The sequence below is a fragment of the Streptomyces asiaticus genome (assembly GCF_018138715.1).
Taxonomy (GTDB): Bacteria; Actinomycetota; Actinomycetes; order Streptomycetales; family Streptomycetaceae; genus Streptomyces; species Streptomyces asiaticus.
Genome location: NZ_JAGSHX010000006.1, coordinates 5,780,154 through 5,796,243, shown reverse-complemented (window position 1 = coordinate 5,796,243; position 16,090 = coordinate 5,780,154). Strand labels below are relative to the sequence as shown.

At 68.9% G+C, this 16,090-nt stretch carries 16 protein-coding genes; 13 read left to right on the top strand and 3 right to left on the bottom strand.

The genetic code is table 11. The features are described 5' to 3' along the window. The first annotated feature begins 32 nt into the window (after positions 1-32). The 6 genes from KHP12_RS32285 (at position 33) to KHP12_RS32260 (ending at position 5,435) form a co-directional block, all read left to right on the top strand. Positions 33-1,721, top strand: a complete 1,689-nt coding sequence (locus KHP12_RS32285) for a fumarate hydratase (protein ID WP_086883636.1) — start codon at positions 33-35, stop codon at positions 1,719-1,721. Positions 1,722-1,945: 224 nt separating this feature from the next. Then, on the top strand, positions 1,946-2,155 hold the full coding sequence (locus KHP12_RS32280; RefSeq protein ID WP_030822507.1) for a hypothetical protein: 210 nt from the start codon (positions 1,946-1,948) through the stop codon (positions 2,153-2,155). Further along, positions 2,139-2,663, top strand: coding sequence for a DUF6879 family protein (locus KHP12_RS32275; RefSeq protein WP_086883637.1), 525 nt, complete (start codon positions 2,139-2,141; stop codon positions 2,661-2,663). The genes KHP12_RS32280 and KHP12_RS32275 overlap by 17 nt, the downstream gene beginning before the upstream one ends. After that, positions 2,653-3,495 (top strand): helix-turn-helix domain-containing protein, encoded by an 843-nt coding sequence (locus tag KHP12_RS32270; protein WP_211833979.1) that lies wholly within the window; start codon positions 2,653-2,655, stop codon positions 3,493-3,495. The genes KHP12_RS32275 and KHP12_RS32270 overlap by 11 nt, the downstream gene beginning before the upstream one ends. A 679-nt stretch (positions 3,496-4,174) precedes the next feature. After that, positions 4,175-4,693: a hypothetical protein gene (locus tag KHP12_RS32265; RefSeq protein ID WP_211833978.1), complete on the top strand. Its 519-nt coding sequence runs from the start codon at positions 4,175-4,177 to the stop codon at positions 4,691-4,693. 79 nt (positions 4,694-4,772) lie between these two features. Continuing rightward, a complete protein-coding gene (locus KHP12_RS32260) occupies positions 4,773-5,435 on the top strand; it encodes a class I SAM-dependent DNA methyltransferase (protein WP_211833977.1) in 663 nt (220 codons plus the stop codon). A gap of 344 nt (positions 5,436-5,779) precedes the next feature. On the opposite strand, the gene KHP12_RS32255 is transcribed toward KHP12_RS32260, so the two are convergent. Both KHP12_RS32255 and KHP12_RS32250 read right to left on the bottom strand, forming a co-directional pair. Next, positions 5,780-5,974 carry a DUF397 domain-containing protein gene (locus KHP12_RS32255; protein WP_308289555.1) on the bottom strand — a complete coding sequence of 65 codons (195 nt, stop codon included), beginning with the start codon at positions 5,972-5,974 and terminating at the stop codon, positions 5,780-5,782. Positions 5,975-5,993: 19 nt separating this feature from the next. Next, positions 5,994-6,836, bottom strand: coding sequence for a helix-turn-helix domain-containing protein (locus KHP12_RS32250; protein WP_211833975.1), 843 nt, complete (start codon positions 6,834-6,836; stop codon positions 5,994-5,996). Between the two features lie 630 nt (positions 6,837-7,466). On the opposite strand from KHP12_RS32250, the gene KHP12_RS32245 reads away from it, so the two are divergent. Then, positions 7,467-7,640: a hypothetical protein gene (locus KHP12_RS32245; protein ID WP_211835032.1), complete on the top strand. Its 174-nt coding sequence runs from the start codon at positions 7,467-7,469 to the stop codon at positions 7,638-7,640. 11 nt (positions 7,641-7,651) lie between these two features. After that, positions 7,652-7,870 (top strand): hypothetical protein, encoded by a 219-nt coding sequence (locus KHP12_RS32240; RefSeq protein WP_086883638.1) that lies wholly within the window; start codon positions 7,652-7,654, stop codon positions 7,868-7,870. A 159-nt stretch (positions 7,871-8,029) separates the two neighbouring features. On the opposite strand, the gene KHP12_RS32235 is transcribed toward KHP12_RS32240, so the two are convergent. Further along, positions 8,030-9,124: a chitinase gene (locus KHP12_RS32235; RefSeq protein WP_211833974.1), complete on the bottom strand. Its 1,095-nt coding sequence runs from the start codon at positions 9,122-9,124 to the stop codon at positions 8,030-8,032. A 166-nt stretch (positions 9,125-9,290) separates the two neighbouring features. Between KHP12_RS32235 and KHP12_RS32230 the strand changes: the two genes are divergently transcribed. From KHP12_RS32230 to KHP12_RS32210, 5 genes are all read left to right on the top strand, one after another. Beyond that, positions 9,291-10,181, top strand: coding sequence for a hypothetical protein (locus KHP12_RS32230; protein ID WP_210609794.1), 891 nt, complete (start codon positions 9,291-9,293; stop codon positions 10,179-10,181). Then, positions 10,178-12,499: a bifunctional polysaccharide deacetylase/glycosyltransferase family 2 protein gene (locus KHP12_RS32225; protein ID WP_086884535.1), complete on the top strand. Its 2,322-nt coding sequence runs from the start codon at positions 10,178-10,180 to the stop codon at positions 12,497-12,499. The genes KHP12_RS32230 and KHP12_RS32225 overlap by 4 nt, the downstream gene beginning before the upstream one ends. A 78-nt stretch (positions 12,500-12,577) precedes the next feature. Continuing rightward, positions 12,578-13,996, top strand: a complete 1,419-nt coding sequence (locus KHP12_RS32220) for a class II fumarate hydratase (protein ID WP_037960273.1) — start codon at positions 12,578-12,580, stop codon at positions 13,994-13,996. 68 nt (positions 13,997-14,064) lie between these two features. Continuing rightward, a complete protein-coding gene (fomD, locus tag KHP12_RS32215) occupies positions 14,065-14,766 on the top strand; it encodes a cytidylyl-2-hydroxypropylphosphonate hydrolase (RefSeq protein ID WP_086884536.1) in 702 nt (233 codons plus the stop codon). Between the two features lie 134 nt (positions 14,767-14,900). Further along, positions 14,901-15,620, top strand: coding sequence for a class I SAM-dependent methyltransferase (locus tag KHP12_RS32210; RefSeq protein ID WP_086884537.1), 720 nt, complete (start codon positions 14,901-14,903; stop codon positions 15,618-15,620). The last annotated feature ends 470 nt before the right edge of the window (positions 15,621-16,090 follow it).

Below are 16,090 nucleotides of genomic sequence, written 5' to 3'. Positions count from 1 at the left end.
ACGAAGTCAGCCGAAGCCCCGTCGAGTGAGGAATGGCCGCGATGCCAGAGTTTGCCTATTCGGACCTGCTGCCCCTGGGAGAGGACACCACGCCGTACCGTCTGGTGACCTCCGAGGGCGTGAGCACCTTCGAGGCCGATGGGCGCACCTTCCTGAAGGTCGAGCCGGAGGCGCTGCGCAAGCTCGCGGCCGAGGCGATGCACGACATCTCGCACTATCTGCGCCCGGCCCACCTCGCCCAGCTGCGCCGCATCCTCGACGACCCCGAGGCGAGCGCCAACGACCGGTTCGTCGCGCTGGACCTGCTGAAGAACGCGAACATCGCGGCGGCCGGGGTGCTCCCGATGTGCCAGGACACCGGTACGGCCATCGTCATGGGCAAGCGCGGGCAGAACGTGCTGACGGAAGGGCGCGACGAGGAGGCCCTCTCGCACGGTGTCTACGACGCGTACACCAAGCTCAACCTGCGCTACTCCCAGATGGCCCCGCTGACCATGTGGGAGGAGAAGAACACCGGCTCCAACCTGCCCGCGCAGATCGAGCTGTACGCGACCGACGGCGGCGCCTACAAGTTCCTCTTCATGGCCAAGGGCGGCGGCTCGGCCAACAAGTCCTTCCTCTACCAGGAGACGAAGGCGGTGCTGAACGAGGCATCGATGATGAAGTTCCTGGAGCAGAAGATCCGCTCGCTGGGCACGGCCGCCTGCCCGCCGTACCACCTGGCGATCGTGGTCGGCGGCACCAGCGCCGAGTACGCGCTGAAGACCGCCAAGTACGCCTCGGCGCACTACCTCGACGAGCTGCCCGCCGAAGGTTCCCCGACCGGGCACGGCTTCCGCGACAAGGAGCTGGAGGAGAAGGTCTTCGAGCTGACGCAGAAGATCGGGATCGGCGCGCAGTTCGGCGGCAAGTACTTCTGCCACGACGTGCGGGTCGTACGGCTGCCGCGGCACGGCGCCTCCTGCCCGGTCGCGATCGCGGTCTCGTGCTCCGCCGACCGCCAGGCGCTCGCCAAGATCACGCCGGAGGGCGTCTTCCTGGAACAGCTGGAGACCGACCCGGCCCGCTTCCTGCCCGAGACGACGGAGGAGGAGCTGGTCAAGGGCGCGGGCCCGGACCTGGACGCGGTCGCCGTCGACCTGGACCGGCCGATGGACGAGGTGCTCGCCGAGCTGACCAAGCACCCGGTCAAGACCCGGCTCTCGCTGACCGGCACGCTGGTGGTCGCCCGGGACATCGCCCACGCGAAGATCAAGGAGCGGCTGGACGCGGGCGAGGAGATGCCGGAGTACCTGAAGAACCACCCGGTCTACTACGCGGGCCCGGCCAAGACCCCCGAGGGCTACGCCTCGGGCTCCTTCGGGCCGACGACGGCGGGCCGGATGGACGCGTACGTCGAGCAGTTCCAGGCGGCGGGCGGCTCGAAGGTCATGCTGGCCAAGGGCAACCGCTCCAAGCAGGTCACCGACGCGTGTGCCGCGCACGGCGGGTTCTACCTGGGCTCGATCGGCGGCCCGGCGGCCCGGCTGGCCCAGGACTGCATCAAGAAGGTCGAGGTCCTCGAGTACGAGGAGCTGGGCATGGAGGCGGTCTGGCGGATCGAGGTCGAGGACTTCCCGGCGTTCATCGTGGTGGACGACAAGGGGAACGACTTCTTCCAGGACCCGGCGCCCCAGCCGACGTTCACGAGTATTCCGGTGCGGGGTCCTGGCCTGGCCTGAGCCACCATGTAGGACCCTCCAGACCCCTCGGCGTCCGGGCTGGGGGGTCTGTTGCTACGCGGAGAGGCATGGGGCGCCGCTCAGGGGCGTCCTGGGCTCGGGCGCCACGCCCGTTTACCCGACTACGCGAATATTGGCACTGCCGCATAGCCGGGCCTGCCAGCCCCTCGTACCGTCGTAGCCACCAGGCCCCGACAGGGGCCAGCCACAAGGGGGTTTTCAGCATGGCGCGCGAGGAACTGACCCGCCTGACCGGTAACGGAAACGGCACCTGCGGCAAGGACGACTGCCCGAACATCTACCGGGACGAGGCCGACGGCGGGATCGTCGTCCAGGGAGACATGTGCGAAGCGTTCCAGCCTCCGGCCGGTGAGGCACTGGTGAAGATCCCCGAGCACGTTCTGAGGGAGGCTGTACGTGTACTTGGCTGGTGAGGAATGGGCGGCGCGCTTCGAGGGCTTCCAGCGGGAAGCGTGGAGGCTTGAGACCCTGCCCCAATACTTCATGCCGCAGGAGGAAGAAGAGTTCGCGGCCTTTAAAGCCGGGGCCCGTATCGACCCTCACGCCGTCTCGAACGAGTACACCGATCGATTGCGTCGACAAGTCGCAGAGGGGCGCCCACAAGGGCGTGTGCACGTCCTGACGCGTCCGCTCTCGGACTATCTGCGATTCGAGTTCTCCCAGTACTACGCACCCCATGCATTGGCTGGCGAGCGCATCCGGATTCTTGACGTGACCGACCGAGATAACCCACTGGAGGGGGTTCAGGACTTCTGGATGTTCGACCGTACCGAAGTGGTGCTGATGAATTACCACCCGGACGGGCGCCAGATCAACCGTGAAATCTACGAAGGGGATGCGGCTCAGTACATCGAATACCAGCGCATCGCGGTAGCTGAGTCGGTGCCCTTTGAGGAGTACGTGATGGGCATTGACGTTTGAGCCAGAGAGGCTGGGTCAGTCCAGATCAGACCTAGCGGAAGCCTTGAGAGGCCAGCGCAAGCGAGCCGGGAAAACTCAAACCTGGCTCGCTCGCCACTGCACCATGTCTCAGACCAAGGTCAGCAACATTGAGAGCGGAAAGCTCACACCCTCACTAGTCGATGTTGAACTGATCCTGGAAGCCCTCGGAGTGGATAGTCCTGTTGCTGCCGAGATCCTTTCGCTGGCGAGGACGGCAAATACGGAGTGGCAAGACCACTGGTCCTCTCGCCGCAGAGGCTTGGATAAGAAGCAGAACGAACTAGCAAGGATTGAAGCGGTCTCGACAGAGTTCCGATTCTTTCTGCTCTCAATGATTACCGGATTGCTGGCCACGCCGGAGTATGTGCGTGCCAGCATTTCCGACGTTCCCGGCGACCAGTCGAAGACCATCGCGAAGAAACTAGAACGGCAGCAGGTGCTTTACGAATCCTCAAAGTCGTTCACCTTCATTCTCACCGAGCAGGCTGCCAGGTGGCCACTACTCCCCCCTACGGCGATGGCCTTGCAGCTCGACCGGCTGGCATCCGTCTCCCGCATTCCAAATGTGCGACTGGGCGTGATCCCTTTGGGCGGGCACATCCCAGAGAGGCCGCTTAACACATTCACGGTCTATGACCGCCGGCTAGCCACCGTGGAAACCGGCACGGGCGCGTTGATCTTGCGGGACCACAGAGACGTAACGGCATATCTCAGGGACTTTGAGGCATACGAGCGATACGCAGTCTTCGGCGATGACTGCCGGGAACTCTTGGCCGAGTGGTCCATGATCTTTACCCGACAACGCCAATAGCGCTCGCATTGCCGGGTGCCTCGCGGCACTATCCCTGAGACGACACGCAGTCGCGGGGAGGCCCAGGGAATGAGTGCAACATCGAACACCTCGACAGCGGAACCGGTACACCTGTCGCTTCCGCGTCGACCTCCGAAACTCGCGCCAGGGTGTGATGTTTGCGCAGCGTTGGGCCAAGCAGCGGCAGAAAGCGCGGGACAGGGGCACCCTGTCGGCCGCAACAGATGCCGATATCGAGCTTCGGAATCACCCGCACCGGACAAAGATGTGACCACGACCCCGAAGCGCCCGAAGAAAAAGCGGCGGGCGGGCCGTACCAGATGCGGGGACAGGGTCCCCAACCTGATCGATTGACTGAACTCCTTGGCCGCCATTTGCGGTACGTGCTTCGGCCAGCGGACGGTGGTGCCCAGACTGCGCAGGCTACGGGGACTGCTCAACGTGCGACAACCGCGAGAAGGTTCGGTGTCCCCAGTGCGCGGGCGGGAAGCCGACGGATGGAAATGGTGAGGCGATTCCTCGACCTCATCTTCTGGGCGTCTTTCGTGCTCTTCGCCGCCGCTTCGTGCGGCGCAGTAATCACCCTCCCCGCGACCGGCAGATCATGAGCTCCCGTCTCCCACGCAACCGCGCGGCATTGACGGGTCACACCCCCATCAATGGAAAGGGGAACCACCGGATGACCGTCATGGTCGAAGCTCAGATGAGCGGTACTACATACCGCGACCCTCGGGCGTTACTGAACGCTGTACGCCCCCATGTCAAAGAGTGCACGTACAACGTGCTGGAGAGTCCCGGATCGGTCGGGCTCGACCTGTGGGACCGCGAGATCGCGCTTCTCGGGCGAGACAACGTCATGGTTCGCGACATGGCAGAACGCATTCTCGGTAATGCCGTGGCCTACCTGATCACCGCCATGGAACACCCGAACGTGCACCTCGGCGTGGGCAAGGTCGTGGACATCGGCGTTCATCAGATCATTCTCGACACGCCCGTGTACTTCGCGTTCTGCGACGTGTACAACCACGGGCGGTACAAGCACCACGCGCCACTCATCCAGCGCCGAACTGACGGCCTGGTCATCCGCACGGGTGACTTCCTGCGCTCGAACGGATTCGACGCGGACCGGGAACTGTGGGATCAGCTCGACGGCGCCGAGTGCTCCCCGTGCGACAACAAGGTTCCGGACAGTCACTGACCGGTGCCGTTAGGGTGCCCCGCCTCCGCCCCGTCCGGGGGCGTGGCGCCTGTCCCAACTACCATGAGAAGGCTGCCTGTTGACTGCCCAGCACAACTACGACCATGAGCGTGAACTCTGGGACACCTACGCCGAGTCGGCGAATAAGGACGTGTTCGAGAGTGACCCCCTGTTCAGGTGGACTCAGTACGGCGACCACGGCCCCGGCATGGAACTACTCGGCAACCCCGAAAGCGTGCTTGAAATCGGGTGCGGTACCGGGCGCATGCTCGCCTACCTCGCACAGCAGGGCATCAAGGCAACCGGCGTCGATCTGTCGCCTGTGATGGCGCGGAACACAACGGAGCGATGGGGCCCTATGGGGGCGCAGTTCATCTGCGCCGAGATTCTTGACCACCTACGCCGCAACTCTGAGACGTACGACGCGATTTACTCGATCTTCGGTGCTGCCTGGTTCAGCGACCCGAAGAAGCTCTTCCCCCTGGTGCGTCAGCGGCTCAACCGTGGTGGCATCTTCGTCTTCTCCCAGCCCCCCGCTATCCCTGGTGCCTACGGCCCCCAAGGCATGTACAAGGGGGGCTTCGCGGGTCCGGCCATGTTCACCTACCGCTACAGCTACACGCCCCGGATGTGGGAAAGCCACCTGCGTACGGCTGGCTTCGAAGAAGCGTCGGTTCAGGTTCTCGAAGCCCCGACCCCTGGCCATATCGGAACCTTGATCGGTCGGGCCGTGGTCGCATAGACCTCGCCCGGCAGGCTGACCCGTCGCCTGTCGGGCGGGCATCGCCCCCACGCGCACCGGTGGAACCCTGGGAAGGTCGAGCGTCTTGAGCGCTGCGGCTGCCGTCGATACGTACGAGACGCGCACGCCTGACGCCGAAAGTTGGCGCGGAGTCCCGTTCCGGCACCCACGTGACCTGGTGACCGCCCAGGCGGATGGCGGGAAACACGACGGAGACCAGATGTTCCCGGAGGCGCCCCGAGAGCCCACCCCGCAGGAGGCAACGGCACGTGAACCACTGACAGCCCCCACGGCTGGCTGAACGGCCCCTGCCGAGCGGCACTGGGGCCGTATCCGGTGTTCCGTCAGGGCCGATCAGGCTGCTGGCAACTGCCCGCCTTGACCGCCGATATGAACGATGACCAGGACGACACGGGGAAGGCCAACACCGGACCATACGGGTCCCTGCTATCCCGAACAGGAACGATGCCGGCCGACGCGAGGTCAGGTGCCCACTCGACACAACTGCCGCCCCCGTTCCCGCTGTAACTGGATTTCATCCACTCGGTACCGGATTGGTCAGGTATGGCACTCATCGGGTAGTACCTCCATCAGGGATCGGATGAAAGTCGACGTGTCGCTCGGCGACAGAGCGCAGGCTCTCAGTAGATCGTAGGCCCGCTGGCGCGCCGAGACCGCTGCAAGGTCCTCGAGTAACGTCCCCGTAGAAATGCTCTCTTCGTAGGCTACGCGAGCACCGTTGTCGAGAGTCATCAACGTCAGCGTTCCCCCCACCAGGGCATGTCCGCCATGTTCGAACGGTAGAACCTGGACCACGCTCGTGGGGGTCAGCGTCAGGTCAACCAGACGAGAAAGCTGTGCGCGCATCACGGTCGGCCCGCCGAATGCCCGCCTCAGAACTGCCTCGTCAAGGATAAGTGAGATATCGGGCGGGAAATCGGCGCCCAATAGGGTTTGCCGACTCATTCGGGCGTTGACCAACTCCTCGATCTTTTCTGCCGTGGCTTTGGGGTCGAATGTTTCGAACAGGGCGCGGGCGTAACCCTCGGTCTGCACAAGCCCCGGCACGATTTGACCGGCGTACTCCTCGATGACCCGCGCTTGTGCCTCAAGTTCCATACGCCGCCGAAACTGGTCGGGGTGGATCTCCCGGCGGGCAAGCCCGTACAGCTCTGCGAAGATCCCATCCGTTCCAAAGGCGGCGTCCAATCGCTTGGGCAGGTCGGGCGGGGGCATGGCATCGGCCGTCTCGATGCGGGACAGGTGGCTCGTGCTCACCATCACGACATCCTTCAACCGCTCAAGGCTCATGTCCGCACGCTCTCGGTGGGCACGCATCTTCGCACCGAACAAATGTCGGGCGGATCGTTCGGGCGTGAGTTCGCGTGGCCGTGCCGCCATGTGCCGTCCTCTCATTTCCCCAAATGGACATCGGGATATGAACCACACCTGAGCGTAAGTGAGTTGCGGCACGCTTGTGTCAGAAAGGCAAGACCCCCGCGACGTGGCCGCGTCCGGGGGCGTGGGGAGCTGATGAACAATGAACAACCCTATCCAGCGGTTCTCCGCATGGGTGAGTGCGTTTCTCGCCTTACGGCCGCGCGGCCGTCATCGGTCCGGAGCGATGCCCCTCGCGCCGCGCGCGGGCAGCTCGCGGCCCAGGCCGGGATACGTGGACTTCGCCGCCAGGGCCCAGCCGGTGGCCACAAGCCCGCACGGCGACGTGCCGACTCCCGGATCGGGCACAGCGGCCCTGCCCCTGGGCGGCCAGGAACCCGCCTCAGTACAGCCCTGCGCCTGGCCCATGAGCAGCGGCGCGAACAGCGGCGGGGCGGCGTCATCCCTCGCGTGGAGCTGATGTGCGCCCCGCATGGCATGGTGGTCATCCGGTGATCGTCAATCCCCGGACCACGCCCTCCCCTTTCCCTCCGGGGCCCGGGTGCGCTCTGTGCGCCACCCCCGGGGTTTTCGGGCCGCACAGCCCCGCCAACCCGCACTCGGGGGCTGTGTCCTGCGTGCGTCACGGCTGGTATGCCCACCCGTGAGGGTCTTGAGAGCGCGGTGGTGATCGTCGCCGGGCAGACCCTGGCAGGGGCCGAATCTCTCCGGCTGTCCACCGCCGCGCCGGAAGAGTTGGCCTACCACCTGGGGGCGGTGAAACGGAGTCTGCGCAGCGTGCTCCAACTCCTCGCGCCGCCCGGGTGAAAGGGCGCTCGGTGAACGCCGACAGCCCGCCCGACCGGAGCGAACGGCCGGCGATGACCATGCGCGTCTACAGCATGGCGCGCGACGGAATCGTCACCGCACGGCGCGCGATGGTGTCCGTCCTCGTCGGGGAGAAGAGCGAGACCTACGGGCTGGGGCAGGCATGGCCGCCGTGTCAGTGCCCTCGCCACCGTGAACACAACAACCCGATCCGATTCAAGCGCTCCTGAGACGGCCGCCCGCCCGGAGGGACGAAGAGCCGGGCGGTCCCCCAGCGGCCCCCGTCGTCGTGCTTGAGCACACGCCCACGGGGGCCGGTACGGCGTCGCCACCCCGGCCCCCGCCTGTCCGCCGTCTCCCACGGCGGATGGGCGGAGCCCCTCAGCCCCTCACCCCCTCAGCGCCGCCTCGAAGGCGCCCGGGCGCTGGGTGACGCCGCTGCACCGGGTGTTGGGGACGATGTTCGCGGTCGGCTCGGGGGCCGCGGCACCGGCCGTGGGGGCGGTCGGGATGGCGGACCGGGTCATCTCCGGGGTGCACGGCTGGTCCCGTTCGGCGGACCACATCGACAGCCGTCCGATCCCCTTCTCCGCGGCGAACCGCGCCAGCCCGGCCGCGTCCTCCAGCGTGAAGGTCTCGCCCGTGACGTCGTTGACCCCGATCATCGGCGTCACGGCGAGGATCTTCCAGGCGGCGGCGTCGGACATGCCGAACACCTCGCGGATCCGGGCCTGGGCGGCGGTGGCCGCCTGGACGGCGTAGTCGCCCATGTCGCCGGTGTGGTCGCCGCTGTAGTTCATCGCCATGATGTTGACGCCCGAGAGGATGACCCCCTCCTGTTTGGCGGCCTCCAACTGGGCGACGCCCTGCGGGGTCAGCCCGTCCGGCATGGCGGGCAGGGTGAAGGAGATGTTCAGGCCCTCGTGGGTGCGCTGGATGAGCGCGAGCGCCTGGGCGCGGCGGGCGGCCGCCTCGGTGTCGGCGAGCACCTCGCCCTCGAGATCGAAGTCGATCCTGGCGGACTGGTAACGCTCGATCACCTCGGCGTAGGCGGAGGCGAGTTCGGGGACGTCGGTGCAGACGGTGGCGAGCTCGGTGCCTTCGGCGCCGCCGAAGGAGATCCGTACGTCGCCGCCCGCCCGGCGGACGCCCTCGATCCGGGCCTCCAGCCCCTGGTCCTCCAGCGAGGTGCCGCCGTCCCACACCGGGGTGCAGCCGTCGTCCGCGACGACGAAGCCCAGCGAGAACTCCTTGACCCCGCGCGACGCCGCGGCGGCCATGTCGTACCCCGAGTCCGACCAGGCGTTGACGTACGGCACGAACTCGGCGGGCGGGCGCGCCGCGGGAGGCTGTGACGCCCGGGGCTGTGAGGGCGCGGCGTGCGGCTCGGGCGACTGCTTCTGGTGTCCCGCCCATACGGCGATGGTGGCGCAGACCACCGCGCCGGCCACGGCGATTCCGCTCATGCGGGGGCTGGCCCTCATGGCTCTGGCTCCTCCTTGGGGTCCGGTACGAGGCGCCGGGGGTCTGTGCCGCCCGTGCCCTCTCCCCGCCAAACCTCGCATATTCGGTGAAGCCTACTGAACTATGACACACCGCATGTTTGACTTATATATCGCATGTCGTATTTTCTGCATTAACCTCTTCCGTATGGATCCTCAGTCAGATGTGGCCGAGCGCGCGCCTTCGCGTCCCCTCCGCGCTGACGTGGCCCGGAAGGGGCCCGTGTTCGTGGACCTGTCCGGGCGCCGTGGCCGACTAGTACGACATGTGGGCGTCATCGCGGGAGCCGCCTGCCTCGGCTATTCGGCGGTCCTGGGGTTGGCCTACGCGGGCGGTACCCCGTTCGCGCCGCAGACGCTGATCCCCGGACACCCCGTCTCCACCGAGGCGTTCGGCCGGGGCCCGACCCACACCCCCGAGGAGCGTTCGGGACCCTCCGAGTCGCACGAGCGGCGTGACGCGCACGCGTACGGCTACGAGGAGGAGTACGGGGACGACGGGTACGGGCCGACCCACCGTCAGCACCGGCGCGAGCGGCACGCCTCGGGGCGCCCGGCGCACCGGGACGCCCGGGAGCCCGTCGCCCTGCCCCCCATCACCACCCGGCCACGGCCCGCGCCTCCGCAGCCCGGCCCGCCCAAGGCCCCCCGCGCGGCGGCGCGGCACTCCCCCGCGCACCACCGCCCCGGCGGCCCCCGGTCCACCGCGGGGCACCGGTCCGGCAAGCACCACACGGCCGGCCACACGCCGTCACATCCGGCCGGCCACCAGCCCGGCAAGCGGCCCGCGGGCGCGTCGCACACCCCGTCGAAGCAGCACCCCGCCGGCGCCGAGCCGCCCGCCAAGGGCTCCGGCCATCCGCAGGCCCCCGGCCACACCACGCGGCCCGGCCACGCGTCCCCCCAGAAGCCCCAGTCCCAGAAGCCCCCGCAGACCGATACGCCCAAGCCCCCGAAGGGGCCCGCCGGAGACGGCGCCCCGGCCGACGAGCCGGGCACCGCCAAGGGCGGCCCCAAGGCCGAGGACGAGGCGTCGTGAGCGGCGGCAGACCGCCGAGGCTGCCGCGGCCGCGCCGCCGGCTCCCCGCACCCCGTCAGGACGGCGCGCCCCGTACGGTGTTCCGCCTGACCGGCCCCGGCCGCCGCGCCGCGCGCCGCACGGGCGGACCGGGCATCAAGGGCACGCTCGGGCTCAGGGTCATCGGCAGACTCAAGCTCACCAGCAGGTTCCGTACCGTCAGGCTGCGCAAGCTCCGCACCCGCACCCGGATGGCGCTCGCCCTCGCGACCCTCCTCGCGCTGGTGTGCACCCTGCTGCTGGACGGCTATCTGCACGCCGAGGTCGGCAACGACGCCCGGGTGCACCGCTCAGAGGCCGCGCGCACGGTCCCCGACCGGCTGCGCAAGGGCGGCCCGGTGATCACCTTCGACCACCGGGGAAAGGCCACCGAGCACGCCATCCCGTCCAAGACCATCGCGCTGACCTTCGACGACGGCCCGGACCCGCGCTGGACCCCGGAGATCCTCGACGTGCTGCGCCGCCACAAGGTGCGGGGGACCTTCTTCGTACTGGGCCAGATGGTGATCCGCCATCCGGAGCTGGTCCGCCGGATGCGGGCCGCGGGCCATGAGGTCGGGGTGCACACCTTCTCCCATGTCGACCTGTCGTACCAGGACAAGGGGCGCATGGACCGCGAGCTGGCCCAGTCCCAGCTGGCCCTGGCCGGTGCGGCGTCCATCACCAGCTCGCTGTTCCGCGCGCCGTACGCCTCCAAGGTCCGCGCGCTGGACGACCGCACCTGGCCGGTCCAGCAGCACATCGGCTCCAAGGGCTACGTCAGCGCCTTCGTGGACACCGACAGCGAGGACTGGCAGCGGCCCCCGGTGAAGGAGATCGTCCAGAACGCCACCCCCGAGGGCAGGAAGGGCGCGTCGGTGCTCTTCCACGACGCGGGCGGCAACCGCGCCCGCACGGTGAAAGCCCTGTCGATCTACATCGAGCGGATGAAGAAGAAGGGCTACTCCTTCACCACGGTCACCGGCGCGCTCGGCGCCCACAGCGCCAACCACCCGGCCCGCGCCCTGCCGGTCTGGGAGGGCCGGGCGCTGATCTGGGCGGCCGCGGTCAGCCACAGCGCGCTGCCGTTCCTGATGGGACTGCTGGGCCTGGTGGGCTTCTCGGTGATCGGGCGGCTGCTGCTGATGGTGATCCTCGCCTGGTGGCACCGGCGCTCCCGGGAGCGGCGGCGCTGGAGCCGGGTGCAGGAGGTCACCGATCCGGTGAGCGTGATCGTGCCCGCGTACAACGAGAAGGAGTGCATCGCCAACACCCTGAAGTCGCTGTCCGCCTCCACCCACCCCATCGAGATCCTGGTCGTGGACGACGGCTCCACCGACGGCACCGCCGATATCGCCGAGGCGATGGGGCTGCCCAACGTACGGGTGCTGCGCCAGGCCAACGCGGGCAAGCCCGCGGCCCTCAACCGGGGCATCGCCCATGCTCACCACGAGCTGATCGTGATGATGGACGGCGACACCGTCTTCGAGCCCACCACCATCCGGGAGCTGGTCCGCCCGTTCGCCGACTCGCGGGTGGGCGCGGTGGCGGGCAACGCCAAGGTCGGCAATCGGGGGAAGCTGATCGGCGCCTGGCAGCACATCGAGTACGTGATGGGCTTCAACCTCGACCGGCGGATGTACGACCTGCTGCGCTGCATGCCCACCATCCCCGGCGCGATCGGCGCCTTCCGCCGCCGGGCGCTGCTGGAGGCCGGGGGCATGAGCGCGGACACCCTGGCCGAGGACACCGACATCACCATCGCCCTGCACCGGGCCGGCTGGCGGGTGGTCTACCAGGAGCACGCCCGCGCCTGGACCGAGGCGCCCAACTCCCTCGGCCAGCTGTGGAAGCAGCGCTACCGCTGGTCCTACGGCACCATGCAGGCGCTGTGGAAGCACCGCCGCTCGCTGATCGACCGGGGGCCCTCGGGGCGGTTCGGGCGGGTGGGGATGCCGCTGGTGGTGCTCTTCCAGATCCTCACCCCGCTGTGCGCGCCGCTGATCGACCTCTTCACCCTCTACGGGGTGATCTTCCTGGACCCGGTGCGCTCGCTGCTGGCGTGGGCGGCGCTGCTGCTGGTGCAGCTGCTGGGCGCGGCGTACGCGTTCCGGCTGGACCGGGAGAGCTACCGGGCACTGGCCGTACTGCCGTTGCAGCAGATCGCCTACCGCCAGCTGATGTATCTGGTGCTGCTGCACTCCTGCGTCACCGCGGCCACCGGCGCCCTGCTGCCGTGGCAGAAACTCAAGCGCACCGGCGAGGTGGACACCCCACGGGCGCCCGAGGCCGTACGGTGACCGGGCTCACCCGTTCGGCTCAGCGGGCGCGGGAACACGGCGTGACGTGAAGACGCTGTGCTGGACGGAGGTGTCCCCATGACCGACGAGAGCCACCGCGACGACGGCCCCCAGGAGGGCTACCGCATCGAGCACGACTCGATGGGAGAGGTCAGGGTGCCCGCGCACGCCAAGTGGCGCGCCCAGACCCAGCGGGCGGTGGAGAACTTCCCCGTCAGCGGGCAGCGCCTGGAGCGGGCGCACATCCAGGCGCTGGCCCGGATCAAGGGCGCGGCCGCCCTGGTCAACGCCGAGCTGGGCGTGGTGGACAAGGACGTCGCGGGGGCGATCTCGGAGGCGGCGGCCGAGGTCGCCGAGGGCCGCTGGGACGACCACTTCCCGGTGGACGTCTTCCAGACCGGCTCCGGCACCTCGTCCAACATGAACACCAACGAGGTGCTGGCCACGCTGGCGAGCGAGCGCCTGGGCCGCCCGGTGCACCCCAATGACCACGTCAACGCCAGCCAGTCCTCCAACGACGTCTTCCCCTCGTCCATCCACATCGCGGCCACCGCGGCCGTCACCGGCGATCTGATCCCGGCCCTGGCCCATCTGGCGGAGGCGCTGGAGCGCAAGGCCGCCGAGTTCGCCGAGGTGGTCAAGGCGGGGCGGACCCATCTGATGGACGCCACTCCGGTGACCCTCGGTCAGGAGTTCGGCGGCTACGCGGCCCAGGTGCGGTACGGGATCGAGCGGCTGCGCGCCTCGCTCCCCCGGCTGGCCGAGCTGCCGCTGGGCGGTACGGCGGTGGGCACCGGGATCAACACCCCGCCCGGGTTCGCCGCCGCCGTCATCACCGAGCTGACCCGCACCACCGGGCTGCCGCTGACCGAGGCCAGGGACCACTTCGAGGCGCAGGGCGCGCGGGACGGGCTGGTCGAGACGTCCGGACAGCTGCGGACCATCGCGGTCGGCCTCACCAAGATCGCCAACGATCTGCGCTGGATGGCCTCGGGCCCGCGCACCGGGCTCGCCGAGATCGCGCTGCCCGATCTCCAGCCCGGCTCGTCGATCATGCCGGGGAAGGTCAACCCGGTGATCCCCGAGGCCACGCTGATGGTCGCGGCGCAGGTCACCGGCAATGACACCACCGTCGCCACGGCCGGGGCCGCCGGGAACTTCGAGCTCAATGTGATGCTCCCGGTGATCGCCAAGAATCTGCTGGAGTCGATCCGGCTGCTGACCAATGTCTCGCGGCTGCTCGCGGACCGCACGATCGACGGGATCACCGCCGACGCCGAGCGGGCCCGGGAGTACGCGGAGTCCTCGCCGTCCGTCGTGACCCCGCTCAATCGCTACCTCGGGTACGAGGAGGCGGCGAAGGTGGCCAAGCGGTCGCTTGCCGAGCGCAAGACGATCCGCGAGGTGGTGCTGGAGTCCGGCTACGTGGAGCGGGGGCTGCTGACGCTCGACCAGCTGGACGAGGCCCTTGACGTCCTGCGCATGACACATCCTTAGCCGGGCGTTGGCCCCCGGTTGCGTCATAGGTCACGGCATCGCGGCCCGCGCGCACCTAAGATCTGCTCATGACAGCGGACATCGTGGAGACGACGGGGACGGCGGACATCGCCCGGTGGGCACCGGGCGACCACATTCTGTGGCGCTATCGGGCGAACGCCTCCCACCTCATCCACATCTGCCGTCCCGTAACCGTCGTCGAGGACACCGCGGAGCTGCTCGCCGTCTGGCTCGCCCCCGGCACCATCTGCGTCAAACCGCAGCTCACCGACGGCACCTCGGTGCACCACGAGCCGCTGTCCACCCGGTACACCAAGCCGCGGACCACCGCGCGGTCCCAGTGGTTCGGCACCGGTGTGCTGAAGCTGGCCCGGCCCGGCGAGCCGTGGTCGGTGTGGCTGTTCTGGGACCATGGCTGGCAGTTCCGGAACTGGTACGTGAACCTGGAGGAGCCGCTGGTCCGCTGGGACCGCGGAATGGACTCCGAGGACCACTTCCTGGACATCGCGGTCTACCCCGACCGCAGCTGGGAATGGAAGGACGAGGACGAGTTCGCGCAGGCGCAGCGGGCCGGGCTGATGGGTCCCGAGCAGGCGGAGCGGGTCCGGGCCGCCGGGCAGGCGGCCGCGGCGACCATCGAGTCCTGGGGAGCGCCCTTCCGGGACGGGTGGGAGAACTGGCGGCCCGACCCCGCGTGGTCCGTGCCCGCTCTTCCGGCGGACTGGGGCCGTACGGACAAGAAGCACACCTCGGCACACTCGAGGTCATGAACCTCTTGTCGTGTCCCAGTGTTTCAAACGTAGGATCGTCGTCCGGAACACTGCCCATGCGGGACACCAGACGCCGGCGCAAGTCACGGGCGATGCGCAAGATCTGACGTAATGTCACAGGAGGGGGCGGAGTCGTGAGCGGTGAGGACGAGCACGGGGACGGTTACGAGGGCTACGCGGACTTCGACCGCCTCGCGCTGGACCGCAGCGGTCAGGCGGAAGCCTTCGACCACATCGGCGACCGCTACGACGACGCCTTTCCGCACAAGGAGGGCCAGATCGACGCCGGCCGCTGGCTGGCCGAGACGCTTCCGCCCGGCTCCCGGGTGCTCGACGTCGGCTGCGGTACGGGCCTGCCCACGGCCCGTCAGCTGGTCGACGCGGGGCACGAGGTGGTCGGCATCGACATCTCCCCGGGAATGCTCAAGCTGGCCCGGGACAATGTGCCGGAGGCCACCTTCCACCATGTGGACATCGTCGATCTGCGGGTGGGCGGCCGGTACGGCCCCGGAGGCCCCCGGGAGCTCGGCCCGTTCGACGGCATCGCCGCCTACTTCACGCTGCTGCTGCTGCCCCGCCCGGAGATCCCGTACGCACTGCGGACCCTGCACGCCGTCCTGAGACCCGGGGGGCTGCTGGGGCTGGGCATGGTGGAGGCGGACATCGACGACTTCCCCATTCCGTTCCTCGGCAACTCGGTCCGGGTATCCGGTTATCTGCGGGACGAGCTGCGCCAGGCCGTCCGCGATGCGGGCTTCGAGGTCGCCGGGGAGGACTCGCACGCGTACGCCCCGGCCAGCACGGACGTACCACCCGAGATCCAGCTCTATCTGAACTGCCGACGACGTGCCTGACACTCGGTGCGCCCACGAGACGCGGGCGCACGGCCCCGGACGGATGGAAACCCACGCGTGACGGAGCACCCCACCTCCCACAGCAGGCGGCAGGCGGCCACCTCTGCCGCCGCCCCGGGCGCGGCCGCGCCCGACGACGCGCACGGCGCGGTCCCGGACCCGCGGACCGCCGTGCGGCAGACGGCTGCCCCCGGCCAGGAGCCGGGTGACGGCCGCCCGCGTCCGGCCTACCCCACGGACCGGCCCGCCGGCCCGGCGGCCCACGACGGACCCCCGGGTCCGGCCGGGGAGCCCGCGCCCCGCGCCAGAGGGCGCGGCGCCGCCCCCGAGCGCGGCGAGGGCGCCGACCGGACCGGGCCCGCGCGCCGTGGCCGCGGCAGGAGCGGCGCGGACGGCGCGGACGGGCGGGGGAGCGCCGCCGCGGCGCGCGGTGGCGGAGGCAGGGAGCGCCGGAACACGGCGGAGAGCGA

Bases quoted from the DNA above. Each gene is read 5' to 3' on its own strand.
- KHP12_RS32285 (WP_086883636.1), top strand. From the start codon at position 33: ATGGCCGCGATGCCAGAGTTTGCCTATTCGGACCTGCTGCCCCTGGGA.
- KHP12_RS32280 (WP_030822507.1), top strand. From the start codon at position 1,946: ATGGCGCGCGAGGAACTGACCCGCCTGACCGGTAACGGAAACGGCACC.
- KHP12_RS32265 (WP_211833978.1), top strand. From the start codon at position 4,175: ATGACCGTCATGGTCGAAGCTCAGATGAGCGGTACTACATACCGCGAC.
- KHP12_RS32255 (WP_308289555.1), bottom strand. From the start codon at position 5,974: ATGAAATCCAGTTACAGCGGGAACGGGGGCGGCAGTTGTGTCGAGTGG.
- KHP12_RS32250 (WP_211833975.1), bottom strand. From the start codon at position 6,836: ATGGCGGCACGGCCACGCGAACTCACGCCCGAACGATCCGCCCGACAT.
- KHP12_RS32245 (WP_211835032.1), top strand. From the start codon at position 7,467: ATGCCCACCCGTGAGGGTCTTGAGAGCGCGGTGGTGATCGTCGCCGGG.
- KHP12_RS32235 (WP_211833974.1), bottom strand. From the start codon at position 9,124: ATGAGGGCCAGCCCCCGCATGAGCGGAATCGCCGTGGCCGGCGCGGTG.
- KHP12_RS32230 (WP_210609794.1), top strand. From the start codon at position 9,291: ATGGATCCTCAGTCAGATGTGGCCGAGCGCGCGCCTTCGCGTCCCCTC.
- KHP12_RS32220 (WP_037960273.1), top strand. From the start codon at position 12,578: ATGACCGACGAGAGCCACCGCGACGACGGCCCCCAGGAGGGCTACCGC.
- fomD (WP_086884536.1), top strand. From the start codon at position 14,065: ATGACAGCGGACATCGTGGAGACGACGGGGACGGCGGACATCGCCCGG.